At 40.9% G+C, this 12521-nt stretch carries 22 protein-coding genes; all 22 read right to left on the reverse strand.

Annotated features, from left to right (window positions below):
- Positions 1-28 precede the first annotated feature (28 nt).
- Complete coding sequence (gene rpmD, locus AC1DIV_RS21915) at positions 29-211, reverse strand: 50S ribosomal protein L30 (protein WP_034304984.1); 183 nt, start codon at positions 209-211, stop codon at positions 29-31.
- A 16-nt stretch (positions 212-227) separates the two neighbouring features.
- The gene (rpsE, locus tag AC1DIV_RS21920) at positions 228-728 is read right to left on the reverse strand and encodes a 30S ribosomal protein S5 (RefSeq protein ID WP_034304987.1); all 501 of its coding nucleotides are present in this window, start codon (positions 726-728) and stop codon (positions 228-230) included.
- A gap of 22 nt (positions 729-750) precedes the next feature.
- Positions 751-1113 (reverse strand): 50S ribosomal protein L18, encoded by a 363-nt coding sequence (gene rplR, locus AC1DIV_RS21925; RefSeq protein WP_034304989.1) that lies wholly within the window; start codon positions 1111-1113, stop codon positions 751-753.
- A 32-nt stretch (positions 1114-1145) separates the two neighbouring features.
- The gene (gene rplF / locus AC1DIV_RS21930; protein ID WP_048677892.1) at positions 1146-1682 is read right to left on the reverse strand and encodes a 50S ribosomal protein L6; all 537 of its coding nucleotides are present in this window, start codon (positions 1680-1682) and stop codon (positions 1146-1148) included.
- Between the two features lie 30 nt (positions 1683-1712).
- Complete coding sequence (rpsH, locus tag AC1DIV_RS21935; RefSeq protein WP_034304995.1) at positions 1713-2111, reverse strand: 30S ribosomal protein S8; 399 nt, start codon at positions 2109-2111, stop codon at positions 1713-1715.
- A 30-nt stretch (positions 2112-2141) separates the two neighbouring features.
- Positions 2142-2327: a type Z 30S ribosomal protein S14 gene (locus AC1DIV_RS21940; protein WP_034304998.1), complete on the reverse strand. Its 186-nt coding sequence runs from the start codon at positions 2325-2327 to the stop codon at positions 2142-2144.
- 25 nt (positions 2328-2352) lie between these two features.
- Positions 2353-2892 carry a 50S ribosomal protein L5 gene (gene rplE, locus AC1DIV_RS21945; protein WP_048677889.1) on the reverse strand — a complete coding sequence of 180 codons (540 nt, stop codon included), beginning with the start codon at positions 2890-2892 and terminating at the stop codon, positions 2353-2355.
- 29 nt (positions 2893-2921) lie between these two features.
- Positions 2922-3233 carry a 50S ribosomal protein L24 gene (rplX, locus tag AC1DIV_RS21950; protein WP_034305002.1) on the reverse strand — a complete coding sequence of 104 codons (312 nt, stop codon included), beginning with the start codon at positions 3231-3233 and terminating at the stop codon, positions 2922-2924.
- Positions 3234-3276: 43 nt separating this feature from the next.
- The gene (gene rplN / locus AC1DIV_RS21955; RefSeq protein ID WP_477577416.1) at positions 3277-3645 is read right to left on the reverse strand and encodes a 50S ribosomal protein L14; all 369 of its coding nucleotides are present in this window, start codon (positions 3643-3645) and stop codon (positions 3277-3279) included.
- Between the two features lie 41 nt (positions 3646-3686).
- Complete coding sequence (rpsQ, locus tag AC1DIV_RS21960) at positions 3687-3950, reverse strand: 30S ribosomal protein S17 (RefSeq protein ID WP_048677887.1); 264 nt, start codon at positions 3948-3950, stop codon at positions 3687-3689.
- 18 nt (positions 3951-3968) lie between these two features.
- A complete protein-coding gene (rpmC, locus tag AC1DIV_RS21965) occupies positions 3969-4172 on the reverse strand; it encodes a 50S ribosomal protein L29 (protein WP_034305010.1) in 204 nt (67 codons plus the stop codon).
- Positions 4162-4596 carry a 50S ribosomal protein L16 gene (gene rplP / locus AC1DIV_RS21970; protein ID WP_034305012.1) on the reverse strand — a complete coding sequence of 145 codons (435 nt, stop codon included), beginning with the start codon at positions 4594-4596 and terminating at the stop codon, positions 4162-4164. The genes rpmC and rplP overlap by 11 nt, the downstream gene beginning before the upstream one ends.
- Before the next feature lies 1 nt (position 4597).
- Positions 4598-5254, reverse strand: a complete 657-nt coding sequence (gene rpsC / locus AC1DIV_RS21975; protein WP_034305014.1) for a 30S ribosomal protein S3 — start codon at positions 5252-5254, stop codon at positions 4598-4600.
- A gap of 3 nt (positions 5255-5257) precedes the next feature.
- Positions 5258-5599 carry a 50S ribosomal protein L22 gene (gene rplV / locus AC1DIV_RS21980; RefSeq protein WP_034305017.1) on the reverse strand — a complete coding sequence of 114 codons (342 nt, stop codon included), beginning with the start codon at positions 5597-5599 and terminating at the stop codon, positions 5258-5260.
- Between the two features lie 17 nt (positions 5600-5616).
- A complete protein-coding gene (gene rpsS / locus AC1DIV_RS21985; RefSeq protein WP_034305018.1) occupies positions 5617-5895 on the reverse strand; it encodes a 30S ribosomal protein S19 in 279 nt (92 codons plus the stop codon).
- 60 nt (positions 5896-5955) lie between these two features.
- Positions 5956-6786 carry a 50S ribosomal protein L2 gene (rplB, locus tag AC1DIV_RS21990; RefSeq protein WP_063595511.1) on the reverse strand — a complete coding sequence of 277 codons (831 nt, stop codon included), beginning with the start codon at positions 6784-6786 and terminating at the stop codon, positions 5956-5958.
- 26 nt (positions 6787-6812) lie between these two features.
- Complete coding sequence (gene rplW, locus AC1DIV_RS21995) at positions 6813-7097, reverse strand: 50S ribosomal protein L23 (RefSeq protein WP_063595512.1); 285 nt, start codon at positions 7095-7097, stop codon at positions 6813-6815.
- On the reverse strand, positions 7097-7720 hold the full coding sequence (rplD, locus tag AC1DIV_RS22000; protein WP_053349064.1) for a 50S ribosomal protein L4: 624 nt from the start codon (positions 7718-7720) through the stop codon (positions 7097-7099). The genes rplW and rplD overlap by 1 nt, the downstream gene beginning before the upstream one ends.
- Before the next feature lie 25 nt (positions 7721-7745).
- The gene (rplC, locus tag AC1DIV_RS22005) at positions 7746-8375 is read right to left on the reverse strand and encodes a 50S ribosomal protein L3 (RefSeq protein WP_034305028.1); all 630 of its coding nucleotides are present in this window, start codon (positions 8373-8375) and stop codon (positions 7746-7748) included.
- 40 nt (positions 8376-8415) lie between these two features.
- On the reverse strand, positions 8416-8724 hold the full coding sequence (gene rpsJ / locus AC1DIV_RS22010; RefSeq protein WP_019244375.1) for a 30S ribosomal protein S10: 309 nt from the start codon (positions 8722-8724) through the stop codon (positions 8416-8418).
- A 409-nt stretch (positions 8725-9133) separates the two neighbouring features.
- Entirely contained in the window at positions 9134-10321 is a 1188-nt protein-coding gene (tuf, locus tag AC1DIV_RS22015) for an elongation factor Tu (RefSeq protein WP_063595513.1), read from the reverse strand.
- A 120-nt stretch (positions 10322-10441) separates the two neighbouring features.
- Positions 10442-12520, reverse strand: a complete 2079-nt coding sequence (gene fusA / locus AC1DIV_RS22020) for an elongation factor G (RefSeq protein ID WP_063595514.1) — start codon at positions 12518-12520, stop codon at positions 10442-10444.
- Position 12521 lies beyond the last annotated feature (1 nt).

The raw sequence follows: 12521 nt of genomic DNA on the forward strand, positions 1-12521 counted from the left end.
GCACCTCCTTGTTAAGTTAAAAATTATTTTATTGTTCTTTTACAGTAACAAGATGAGCAACTTTGGTAATCATACCGCGAATCGCAGGGTTATCTTCTTGAACAACCGTTTGATGCATTTTGCGTAAACCCAAAGTGTTAACTGTAACACGTTGATCTTCAGGACGACCAATCAAGCTGCGAGTGAGGGTGATTTCTAATTTATTAGCCATAATTCGATTTCCCTCCTTATCCTAACAGTTCTTGTACTGATTTTCCACGTAACTTAGCTACGTCTTCAGCACGTTTCAATTGCTTCAATCCTTCAATTGTTGCGCGAACCATATTAATAGGTGTATTAGTACCTAGTGATTTAGACAAGATATCGCTAACTCCGCCTAATTCAAGTACCGCACGAACAGGACCACCAGCAATTACTCCTGTACCTTCAGAAGCTGGTTTCAATAGAATGTGACCTGCGCCATAGCGACCGTTCACAAGGTGAGGAATAGTAGTACCAACCATCGGTACAGTAATTAGATTTTTCTTAGCATCCTCAATAGCTTTACGGATAGCATCCGGAACTTCTTGAGCTTTACCAGTACCAAATCCAACATGACCATTTTTATCACCAACAACAACTAGTGCAGTGAAACGGAAACGACGTCCGCCTTTAACAACTTTAGCTACACGATTTACTGTAACTACGCGTTCTTCAAGTTCTAATTTATTAGGATCAATGCTACGCATCTGTTATGTCCCTCCTTATCCATTAAAATTCTAAGCCGTTTTCACGAGCAGCGTCAGCCAATGCTTTAACACGACCATGGAAGAGGTAACCACCGCGGTCAAAAACCACAGCTTTGAAACCTTTTTCAACAGCACGTTTCGCAATAAGTTCGCCAACTTTTTGAGCTGCTTCAGCATTGCTACCTGCTTCGATACCGATCTCTTTATCAAGAGTTGAAGCACTTGCCAATGTTACGCCTTTTGCATCGTCAATTAATTGTGCGTAAATGTGTTTGTTTGAACGAAACACATTTAAACGAGGACGAGCTTCTGTTCCAGAAAGCTTAGCACGTACACGCGCATGTCTTTTCTGACGAGTAGCATTTTTATCAAGCTTCGTAATCATTTACGTCACTCCTTTCGTTTACTTATGCGGCATTACTTACCTGTTTTACCTTCTTTACGACGAACGAATTCGCCTTCGTAACGGATACCTTTACCTTTATACGGTTCAGGCGGGCGAACATCACGGATATTAGCTGCTAGAGCTCCTACACGTTCTTTGCTTGCACCTTTTACGATTACTTTTGTATTAGAAGGAACTTCGACTTCAACGCCAGCTTCTGGCTCTATTTCTACAGGGTGGGAATATCCTACGTTAAGGATAAGCTTGTTACCTTGCTTTTGTGCACGGTACCCAACCCCAATAAGTTCAAGTGATTTTACGAAACCTGTTGATACACCTTCAATCATGTTAGAGATAAGCGCGCGAGTAGTACCGTGTAAAGAACGGTGAGTCTTCTCGTCAGACGGGCGTGTTACAGTTAACACGTTCTCTTCAACAACGATTGAAAGGTCAGGACTGAATGATCTAGATAATTCACCTTTAGGTCCTTTAACAGTTACTTCACTTCCAGTAACAGTAACTGTTACGCCTGCAGGGATTTCAATAGGTTTTTTACCTATACGAGACATAATGTGCACCTCCATTCTTGTGAAAATGTATTACCAAACGTATGCTAAAACTTCTCCGCCAACTTGTTTAGAGCGAGCTTCTTTGTCTGTTAAAACTCCGTGAGAAGTAGAAACAATTGCGATACCTAAACCGTTAAGAACGCGTGGTACCTCTCCAGTTTTTGCATATACACGCAAACCAGGTTTGCTGATACGTTTTAGACCAGTGATAACACGTTCGTTGTTTGCACCGTATTTTAAGAAGATACGGATGATACCTTGTTTGTTGTCTTCGATTAATTCAAAGTCACGTACGAAGCCTTCACTTTTTAAGATCTCAGCAATTTCCTTTTTGATCTTTGAAGCAGGAACTTCCAGTTTTTCGTGACGAACCATATTCGCATTACGGATGCGAGTAAGCATATCTGCAATAGGATCTGTCATGACCATTATATTTTACCTCCTTCCCAAACTCGGGTTTTACCAGCTAGCTTTTTTAACGCCAGGAATTTGTCCTTTATATGCAAGTTCGCGGAAACAAATACGACATAGTTTAAATTTACGTAATACAGAATGTGGACGTCCGCAACGTTCGCAACGTGTATATTCTTGTACTTTAAACTTCTGTTCGCGTTTTTGCTTTACGATCATAGACTTTTTAGCCACGATTTCGCCTCCCTTTATTTAGAGATTACTTTTGGAACGGCATTCCAACTTGAGTAAGTAGTTCACGAGCTTCTTCGTCAGTGTTGGCAGTCGTTACGATAACGATGTCCATACCACGAACTTTGCTCACTTTATCGTAATCAATCTCAGGGAAGATAAGTTGTTCTTTAACGCCTAATGTATAGTTTCCACGTCCGTCAAAGGATTTCTTTGAAACGCCGCGGAAATCACGTACACGCGGTAAAGATACAGATACTAGCTTATCAAGGAATTGATACATACGCTCACCACGTAATGTAACTTTCGCTCCGATAGGCATACCCTCACGCAAACGGAAGCCTGCGATTGATTTTTTTGCTTTTGTTATAACTGGTTTTTGACCAGTGATCAATGTAAGTTCTTCAACAGCTGTATCTAAAGCTTTCGAGTTAGAAACTGCGTCACCCACACCCATGTTAATAACGATTTTCTCAATGTTTGGTACTTGCATTACTGATTGATAGTTGAATTTACCCATCAATGACGGTGTAATTTCACTTTTGAATTTTTCTTTAAGGCGGCTCATTGCTTAGTGTACCTCCCTTCATTTATGACTTATTTATCTAAAGATTCACCTGATATTTTAGCTACGCGTACTTTTTTACCATTTTCGATCTTATATCCAACACGAGTCGGTTTACCTGATTTAGGATCAAGTGGCATTACATTGGATACGTGAATAGCAGCTTCTTTACTGATAATTCCACCTTGTGGATTAAGTTGAGATGGCTTTGAATGCTTTTTCACGATGTTAATTCCTTCAACAAGTACACGATTTTGTTTCGGATATGCAGAAAGAATTGTTCCTTGTTTGCCTTTGTCCTTACCAGAGATGACTACGACTTTGTCACCTTTTTTAACATGCATTAGCTTGGCACCTCCTTGAAAGGCTTTATACAAATTTTACATATTATAGAACTTCTGGAGCAAGAGAAACGATCTTCATGAAACTATTGTCACGTAATTCACGAGCAACAGGTCCAAAAATACGAGTTCCACGTGGGCTCTTATCGTCACGGATAATTACACATGCGTTTTCATCGAAACGAATGTAAGAACCGTCAGGACGACGCATACCACGTTTTGTACGGACAACAACAGCCTTAACGACTTCACCTTTTTTAACAACGCCTCCTGGTGTTGCCTGTTTAACTGTACAAACGATGATATCACCGATGTTTGCAGTCTTACGGCCTGAACCACCTATGACTTTAATTGTTAGCACTTCACGAGCACCTGAATTGTCAGCGACTTTTAAACGAGATTCTTGTTGAATCATGTACGGTACCTCCCTTCGGAATTAGCTTAATCCGAACTAGATTAAATGATTACTGCTTTTTCTACTACTTCTACAAGACGGAAGCGTTTTGTAGCTGAAAGTGGACGAGTTTCCATGATACGTACTACGTCGCCTGCTTTAGCTTCGTTTAGCTCGTCATGAGCTTTAAACTTTTTAGAATATTTCACGCGTTTACCGTATAAAGAATGCTTTTTATAGGTCTCTACAACAACTGTAACTGTTTTATCCATTTTGTCGGATACTACGCGTCCAGTGTAGATTTTGCGTTGGTTGCGTTCGCTCATTCTGCAAACCTCCATTCATTATCGATTAGTGACACCGATTTCTCTTTGACGAACAACTGTTTTCATACGAGCAATCGATTTGCGAACTTCACGGATGCGAGCTGTATTTTCAAGTTGTCCAGTAGCTAACTGGAAACGAAGATTAAATAGTTCTTCTTTAAGAGATTTTAGTTTTTGTTCAATTTCAGCAGTGGTTAGATCTTTGATTTCATTAGCTTTCATTTGTTTCACCACCAATTTCCTCTCTTTTTACAAACTTGCATTTGATTGGAAGTTTGTGTGCTGCAAGGCGCAATGCTTCTCTTGCCACCTCTTCAGATACACCAGAGATTTCAAACATAACTTTGCCCGGTTTAACAACTGCTACCCATCCTTCAGGAGCACCTTTACCGGAACCCATCCGTACTTCAAGCGGCTTAGCTGTGTAAGGTTTGCTTGGGAAGATTTTGATCCAAACTTTCCCTCCACGTTTCATATAACGAGTCATCGCAATACGAGCTGCTTCGATTTGACGGTTCGTGATCCAGGAAGCTTCTTGAGCTTGAAGTCCAAATTCTCCGAAGTGAACTTCAGTGCCGCCCTTAGCCATCCCTCTCATCTTACCGCGGTGTTCACGACGGTATTTTACGCGTTTTGGCAATAACATATTATTTTCCTCCTTCCTCAGATTTCTTCTTAGTAGGAAGAACTTCTCCACGGTAGATCCAAACTTTCACGCCTAGCTTACCGTAAGTAGTATCTGCTTCAGCATGAGCATAGTCTATGTCTGCACGAAGTGTGTGAAGTGGAACTGTTCCTTCGCTGTAATGTTCAGCACGAGCAATATCAGCACCGCCAAGACGACCAGAAACTTGAGTTTTGATTCCTTTTGCTCCAGAACGCATAGTACGTTGGATAGCTTGCTTTTGAGCGCGACGGAATGAAACACGGTTTTCTAGCTGACGAGCGATGTTTTCAGCAACCAATTTTGCGTCAAGATCTGCTCTTTTAATTTCGATGATATTGATATGAACTCTTTTGCCAGTCAGCTGGTTCAAAGCTTTACGAAGTGCTTCGACTTCAGTACCGCCTTTACCGATAACCATTCCTGGTTTAGCAGTGTGGACAGATACATTGATACGGTTAGCTGCACGTTCGATTTCAACCTTTGAAACTGAAGCATCATTTAGACGTTTCGCGATATATTCACGAACTTTGATGTCTTCATGCAAAAGAACTGCGTAGTCTTTATCAGCGTACCATTTGGATTCCCAGTCACGGATTATCCCGATACGCATACCGATTGGATTTACCTTTTGACCCACAGATTACCCCTCCTTCTTTTCTGATACAACGATTGTAATATGACTAGTACGTTTGTTTATAGCACTCGCACGACCTTGAGCGCGAGGACGGAAACGTTTTAATGTTGGTCCTTCGTTAACGTATGCCTCTGAAACGACTAGGTTATTAATATCCATTTCGTAGTTGTGTTCTGCATTTGCGATAGCAGATTTCAGAATTTTTTCTACGACTGGAGAAGCAGATTTTGGTGTTAAGCGAAGAATCGCTACTGCTTCACCTACTTGTTTTCCTCGAATTAAATCTGCGACTAAACGCACTTTACGAGGAGCAATACGAACTGTTTTAGCGACAGCTTTAGCTTGCATGAGATGCCCTCCTCTCATTAACGTCTTGTTTTCTTGTCATCACTTGCGTGACCTTTATAAGTGCGTGTAGGCGCGAATTCGCCTAGTTTGTGACCTACCATATCTTCTGTTACATAAACCGGCACGTGCTTACGACCGTCATAAACGGCGATTGTGTGTCCGATGAATTGCGGGAAGATTGTTGAGCGACGAGACCAAGTTTTTACTACCTGTTTCTTGTCAGCTTCATTTAATTTTTCAACTTTTACCAATAAATGATCATCAACAAAAGGCCCTTTTTTTAAGCTACGACCCATGCGAGTACCTCCCTTCGTGACTGTTCTACGGTTCTATATATGAACCGTAGCTCAATCCCGTTATTTTTTACGACGACGTACGATAAATTTATCGGATTTATTTTTCTTCTTACGAGTTTTGAATCCAAGAGTAGGTTTACCCCATGGAGACATTGGTGATTTACGTCCGATTGGAGATTTACCTTCACCACCACCGTGTGGGTGATCATTCGGGTTCATTACAGATCCACGAACTGTTGGGCGTTTACCTAACCAACGGTTACGGCCAGCTTTACCAATGTTGATAAGTTCATGTTGTTCATTACCAACTTGACCGATTGAAGCACGGCAAGTAGCAAGAATCATACGAACCTCACCTGAGTTTAAACGTACAAGTACATAACGACCTTCTTTACCAAGTACTTGAGCAGATGTTCCTGCTGAACGGACTAATTGTCCACCTTTTCCTGGTTTAAGTTCGATGTTATGAATTACTGTACCAACTGGGATGTTAATAAGAGGTAGAGCGTTACCCACTTTAATGTCAGCTTCTGGACCTGACATAACTTCCAAACCTACTTCTAGGTTTTTCGGAGCTAGGATATAACGTTTTTCTCCATCAACGTAATTAATTAATGCAATGTTTGCAGAACGATTTGGATCGTACTCAATAGTAGCAACGCGTCCAGGTATACCATCTTTATTCCGTTTGAAATCGATGATACGGTATTGACGCTTGTGGCCGCCACCTTGATGACGAACTGTTAACTTACCTTGGTTATTACGGCCGCCTTTGCTGTGTAAAGGAGCAAGTAATGATTTTTCCGGTTTGTCTGTAGTGATCTCAGCAAAATCCGAAGTTGTCATATTACGTCGACCGTTAGAGGTAGGTTTATACTTCTTAATCGCCATTTGTATTTCCCTCCTTCTCTAATGAATTAAGCTTCGAATAGCTCGATTTCTTTGCTGTCAGCAGTTAATTTAACAATAGCTTTACGGCGCTTGTTAGTATAGCCTGCATGTTTGCCCATGCGTTTGAATTTACCTTTGTAGTTCATGATGTTTACTTTCTCAACTTTAACGCCGAAAATTTCTTGAACAGCATCTTTAACTTGAGTTTTATTAGCTTTAACATCAACTTCAAAAGTATATTTCTTTTCAGCCATTACGTCTGAAGAGCGTTCAGTGATTACGGGGCGCTTAATGATATCGCGTGCATCCATTATGCAAGCACCTCCTCTACTTTTTCGACAGCTGATTTAGTCAAGATCAATTTGTTGTGTGAAACAACATCAAGAACGTTAAGACCAACAGCTTCAACTACAGTAACACCAGGGATGTTACGTGCAGAAAGAGCAACTTTCTCATCTAAACCGTCAGTAACGACTAACGTTTTAGTATCAACAGAAAGATTTTTAAGTACTGCTACAAATTCTTTTGTTTTTGGAGCTTCGAAAGACAAGCTTTCAAGTACCAAAATGTTCTCTTCCAATGCCTTTGCAGACAATGCAGATTTAATAGCTAAACGACGCACCTTTTTAGGTAGCTTGTAAGCGTAAGATCTTGGAGTAGGTCCAAAAACAACGCCACCGCCACGCCATTGTGGAGAACGGATAGAACCTTGACGCGCACGTCCAGTTCCTTTTTGTTTCCAAGGTTTACGTCCACCGCCTGCAACTTCAGAACGGTTTTTAACTTTATGAGTTCCTTGACGTAAGGAAGCTCGTTGCATGATGATTGCTTCAAATAATACATGATTATTAGGTTCGATACCAAAGATGGATTCATTTAGTTCGATGTCGCCAACTTGTGAACCTGTTTGGTTGAACAATGTAACTTTTGGCATTCTATTGCTCCTCCTTTCTCAGAAATTACTTTGCTTTAACAGCAGTTTTAACTTTGATCAATGCTTTTCTAGCACCAGGTACATTACCTTTGATCAATAGTAGGTTGCGTTCAACATCAACTTTAACGATAGCTAAGTTTTGAACAGTAATTTGTTCTCCACCCATACGTCCTGGTAATAGTTTACCTTTGAATACGCGGTTTGGAGCTACAGGACCCATTGAACCTGGGCGACGGTGGTAACGAGAACCATGAGACATAGGTCCGCGAGATTGTCCATGACGCTTGATAGAGCCTTGGAAACCTTTACCTTTTGAAATTCCTGATACATCTACTAAATCGCCTTCAGCGAAAATACTAACATTGACTTCTTGACCGATCTCATATTCAGTAAGATCCGTTCCGCGGAATTCGCGAATGAAGCGCTTAGGAGTAGTATTTGCTTTTTCAACATGGCCCTTTTCAGGTTTGTTAGAAAGCTTTTCGCGTTTGTTTTCAAAACCAACTTGAACTGCTTCATAGCCATCAGTTTCAACAGTTTTCTTTTGAAGAACCACGTTATTAGCAGCTTCGATAACTGTTACCGGAATAAGTTCACCGTTTTCAGCAAAAACTTGAGTCATACCGATTTTTCTTCCTAAGATTCCTTTGGTCATAAGTCACACCTCCTAGAGTAATTGTTCATATTTATATGAATTATAATTTGATTTCAATGTCAACGCCTGATGGTAAATCTAAACGCATCAATGAATCAACTGTTTGTGGAGTTGGATTAACGATGTCGATTAGACGTTTATGCGTACGCATTTCGAATTGTTCACGAGAATCTTTGTATTTATGAACCGCACGTAGGATCGTATATACCGATCTTTCCGTAGGTAATGGAATTGGACCAGATACAGCCGCACCAGAACGTTTTGCAGTTTCAACAATTTTCTCAGCAGATTGATCAAGGATTCTGTGATCATATGCTTTTAAACGGATACGAATTTTTTGTTTTGCCATAATTTTCCCTCCTTTTCGCCTATTTTAAAATAGACCTTCTCAATGGAAATTTCCCACACACTCGCCATGGCAAAGCGGCCGGGTGTGTCAGCAACCTTCCATATCATCGCAGTCAAAGACCAACATTGTCTATTATACATATAACACAAGTGAAATGCAAGTCAAACTTAGATTTTTCTTGTGCAACACACTTTTATTATTATACATACTATCACAAGTATTTACAAGTACATTCTACGTGGTCTTTCATATCCATTTTCTTCATTTGAAATTATCAAGAAACCCATTAAATAAACTCCAGTTATTATAGAAGAAAGAATGAATATTCTTTACAAATAGAAAAGAAGCAGATGGCGTCCCATCTGCTTCTCCCGGAAGGCGTCCCTTCCAATATTGTTTTATGAATCAATTACTCTGTGATTGTAGCAACTACGCCAGCGCCTACAGTACGTCCACCCTCACGGATAGAGAATTTAGTACCTTCTTCGATAGCGATTGGAGCGATAAGTTCTACAGTCATTTCGATGTTGTCTCCAGGCATAACCATTTCTACGCCTTCAGGAAGGTTACAAATACCAGTTACGTCAGTTGTACGGAAGTAGAACTGAGGACGGTAGTTTGTAAAGAATGGAGTGTGACGTCCACCTTCTTCTTTAGAAAGAACATAAACTTCAGCTTTGAACTTTGTGTGTGGAGTGATTGTACCTGGTTTAGCAAGTACTTGTCCACGTTGGATATCTTCACGGGATACACCACGAAGTAGTGCACCGATGTTGTCACCAGCTTCAGCATAGTCAAGAAGTTTACGGAACATTTCAACACCAGTTACTGTTGTTGGTTTAGACTCTTCGTTGAAACCGATGATGTCAACAACGTCACCGACTTTAACTTGTCCACGCTCAACACGGCCAGTTGCAACTGTTCCACGACCAGTGATTGAGAATACATCCTCAACTGGCATCATGAATGGTTTGTCAGTGTCACGAGTTGGTTCTGGGATATACTCGTCAACAGCTGCCATTAATTCATGAATTTTTTCTTCCCAAGCTTCGTCTCCTTGAAGAGCTTTTAGTGCAGATCCTTTGATAACTGGAATGTCATCGCCAGGGAATTCGTATTCAGATAGAAGATCACGGATTTCCATTTCTACTAATTCAAGAAGTTCTTCGTCATCAACCATGTCGCATTTGTTCATGAATACTACAAGGAATGGTACACCTACTTGACGAGAAAGAAGGATGTGCTCACGAGTTTGTGGCATTGGGCCATCAGCAGCAGATACTACTAGGATACCGCCGTCCATTTGTGCAGCACCTGTGATCATGTTTTTAACATAGTCAGCATGTCCTGGGCAGTCAACGTGTGCATAGTGACGAGTAGCTGTTTCATACTCAACGTGTGCAGTAGAGATTGTGATACCACGTTCTCTTTCTTCTGGTGCACCATCGATTTGGTCATAAGCGCGAGCTTCTGCGCCACCAGATTTAGCAAGTACAGTTGTGATTGCAGCTGTTAGAGTTGTTTTACCATGGTCAACGTGACCAATTGTTCCAACGTTAACGTGCGGTTTTGAACGATCAAATTTAGCTTTTCCCATTAGGAATTCCTCCTTAAAATTATAAATAAAAGATTAAGTATATAGGGCTGTGAAAGAAGACTAATTCTTCCATCACAGCTTACATAAGATAGTTATACTTTAATAAGAGATGAAAATCAATTATTCACCTTTATTTTTTTTGATGATTTCTTCAGAAATGCTCTTAGGTACTTCTTCATAATGATCGAAGTGCATAGAGAATGTTCCGCGTCCTTGAGTGTTAGAACGTAAAGATGTAGCATATCCGAACATTTCAGATAGTGGAACCATCGCTTTAACCATTTGCGTGTTACCGCGAGCTTCCATACCTTCTACGCGACCACGACGAGATGTGATATCTCCCATGATGTCGCCTAGGTAATCTTCTGGAATAACTACTTCCACTTTCATGATTGGTTCAAGGATTACAGGCTTACATTTTGATGCTGCATTTTTAAGTGCCATCGATGCAGCAATTTTAAATGCCATTTCGTTAGAGTCAACGTCATGGTAAGATCCGTCAAATAATTTTGCTTTGATGTCGACTAGCGGGTAACCAGCAAGTACACCACGGTCAAGTGAATCAACTAATCCAGCTTGTACAGCAGGGATATATTCGCGTGGTACTACACCACCGACGATAGCATTTTCAAATTCGAATCCTTTACCTTCTTCGTTTGGACCAAATTCGATCCATACGTGTCCGAATTGTCCACGACCACCTGATTGGCGAACGAATTTACCTTCAACTTTAGCTGAACCACGGAAAGTTTCACGGTATGCTACTTGAGGAGCACCAACGTTAGCTTCCACTTTAAATTCGCGACGCATACGGTCAACAAGGATGTCCAAGTGAAGTTCACCCATACCAGCGATAATCGTTTGACCAGTTTCTTGGTCAGTATGCGCACGGAATGTTGGATCTTCATCTTGTAGCTTTTGTAAAGCTTGACCCATTTTGTCTTGGTCTGCTTTGGATTTCGGTTCAACTGACAGTGAGATAACTGGTTCTGGGAATACCATGGATTCAAGAATTACTTGGTTCTTGTCGTCACATAGAGTATCACCAGTTGTAGTATCTTTCAAACCAACAGCAGCAGCGATATCCCCTGCATATACAGTTGAGATTTCTTCACGGCTGTTTGCATGCATTTGAAGGATACGTCCAATACGTTCACGCTTACCTTTTGTTGAGTTGATTACATAAGATCCTGATTCTAATGTACCTGAGTACACGCGGAAGAATGTAAGTTTACCAACGTAAGGGTCAGTCATAACTTTAAACGCTAAAGCGGAGAACGGTTCAGAATCATCTGAATGACGTTCAACTTCATCTTCTGAATCCGGTAATGTACCTTTGATAGCTGGTACATCCAATGGAGATGGAAGGAAGTCGATAACGTTATCAAGCATTAATTGAACACCTTTGTTTTTGAAAGCCGATCCGCAGATAACAGGGAAGAATTCAACATTAACGGTTGCTGTACGGATGGCTGCTTTCAATTCAGCAATGCTGATTTCTTCGCCTCCAAGGTATTTTTCCATTAAGTCTTCATTAACTTCTGCTACTGCTTCAATTAACTTTTCACGGTATTCTTCAGCTAATTCCCGGTGTTCTTCAGGAATTTCACCAACAGTGATATCAGTACCTAGGTCATTACCGTAGAAATGAGTTTTCATTTCAATAAGGTCAATGATTGCAGAGAATTGATCCTCTGCTCCGATTGGTAACTGAACTGGGTGAGCGTTAGCTTGTAAACGATCGTGGATTGTTCCAACTGAATACAAGAAGTCTGCACCGATTTTGTCCATTTTATTTACGAATACGACACGTGGTACACCGTAAGTTGTAGCTTGGCGCCAAACCGTTTCAGTTTGAGGCTCAACACCTGATTGGGCATCAAGTACAGCTACAGCTCCATCAAGTACGCGCAAAGAACGTTCAACTTCAACTGTGAAGTCTACGTGTCCCGGTGTATCGATGATGTTTACACGGTGACCTTTCCACTGCGCAGTTGTTGCAGCGGAAGTGATCGTGATTCCGCGTTCTTGTTCCTGTTCCATCCAGTCCATTTGTGAAGCACCTTCGTGCGTTTCACCGATTTTGTGGATTTTACCAGTATAATATAGAACACGTTCTGTTGTTGTCGTTTTACCAGCATCGATGTGAGCCATGATACCGATATTACGAGTGTTTGCTAAGGAGAACTCTCTTGCCATT

The organism is Peribacillus sp. 05N428 (genome assembly GCF_056397085.1).

What these genes read in the sequence shown, in the direction of transcription:
- rpmD (WP_034304984.1), bottom strand. Translation starts at nt 211, where the DNA reads ATGGCTAATAAATTAGAAATCACCCTCACTCGCAGCTTGATTGGTCGT.
- rpsE (WP_034304987.1), bottom strand. Translation starts at nt 728, where the DNA reads ATGCGTAGCATTGATCCTAATAAATTAGAACTTGAAGAACGCGTAGTT.
- rplR (WP_034304989.1), bottom strand. Translation starts at nt 1,113, where the DNA reads ATGATTACGAAGCTTGATAAAAATGCTACTCGTCAGAAAAGACATGCG.
- rplF (WP_048677892.1), bottom strand. Translation starts at nt 1,682, where the DNA reads ATGTCTCGTATAGGTAAAAAACCTATTGAAATCCCTGCAGGCGTAACA.
- rpsH (WP_034304995.1), bottom strand. Translation starts at nt 2,111, where the DNA reads ATGGTCATGACAGATCCTATTGCAGATATGCTTACTCGCATCCGTAAT.
- rplE (WP_048677889.1), bottom strand. Translation starts at nt 2,892, where the DNA reads ATGAGCCGCCTTAAAGAAAAATTCAAAAGTGAAATTACACCGTCATTG.
- rplX (WP_034305002.1), bottom strand. Translation starts at nt 3,233, where the DNA reads ATGCATGTTAAAAAAGGTGACAAAGTCGTAGTCATCTCTGGTAAGGAC.
- rplN (WP_477577416.1), bottom strand. Translation starts at nt 3,645, where the DNA reads ATGATTCAACAAGAATCTCGTTTAAAAGTCGCTGACAATTCAGGTGCT.
- rpsQ (WP_048677887.1), bottom strand. Translation starts at nt 3,950, where the DNA reads ATGAGCGAACGCAACCAACGCAAAATCTACACTGGACGCGTAGTATCC.
- rpmC (WP_034305010.1), bottom strand. Translation starts at nt 4,172, where the DNA reads ATGAAAGCTAATGAAATCAAAGATCTAACCACTGCTGAAATTGAACAA.
- rplP (WP_034305012.1), bottom strand. Translation starts at nt 4,596, where the DNA reads ATGTTATTGCCAAAACGCGTAAAATACCGTCGTGAACACCGCGGTAAG.
- rplV (WP_034305017.1), bottom strand. Translation starts at nt 5,599, where the DNA reads ATGCAAGCTAAAGCTGTCGCTAAAACAGTTCGTATTGCTCCTCGTAAA.
- rpsS (WP_034305018.1), bottom strand. Translation starts at nt 5,895, where the DNA reads ATGGGTCGTAGCTTAAAAAAAGGGCCTTTTGTTGATGATCATTTATTG.
- rplB (WP_063595511.1), bottom strand. Translation starts at nt 6,786, where the DNA reads ATGGCGATTAAGAAGTATAAACCTACCTCTAACGGTCGACGTAATATG.
- rplW (WP_063595512.1), bottom strand. Translation starts at nt 7,097, where the DNA reads ATGGATGCACGCGATATCATTAAGCGCCCCGTAATCACTGAACGCTCT.
- rplD (WP_053349064.1), bottom strand. Translation starts at nt 7,720, where the DNA reads ATGCCAAAAGTTACATTGTTCAACCAAACAGGTTCACAAGTTGGCGAC.
- rplC (WP_034305028.1), bottom strand. Translation starts at nt 8,375, where the DNA reads ATGACCAAAGGAATCTTAGGAAGAAAAATCGGTATGACTCAAGTTTTT.
- rpsJ (WP_019244375.1), bottom strand. Translation starts at nt 8,724, where the DNA reads ATGGCAAAACAAAAAATTCGTATCCGTTTAAAAGCATATGATCACAGA.
- tuf (WP_063595513.1), bottom strand. Translation starts at nt 10,321, where the DNA reads ATGGGAAAAGCTAAATTTGATCGTTCAAAACCGCACGTTAACGTTGGA.
- fusA (WP_063595514.1), bottom strand. Translation starts at nt 12,520, where the DNA reads ATGGCAAGAGAGTTCTCCTTAGCAAACACTCGTAATATCGGTATCATG.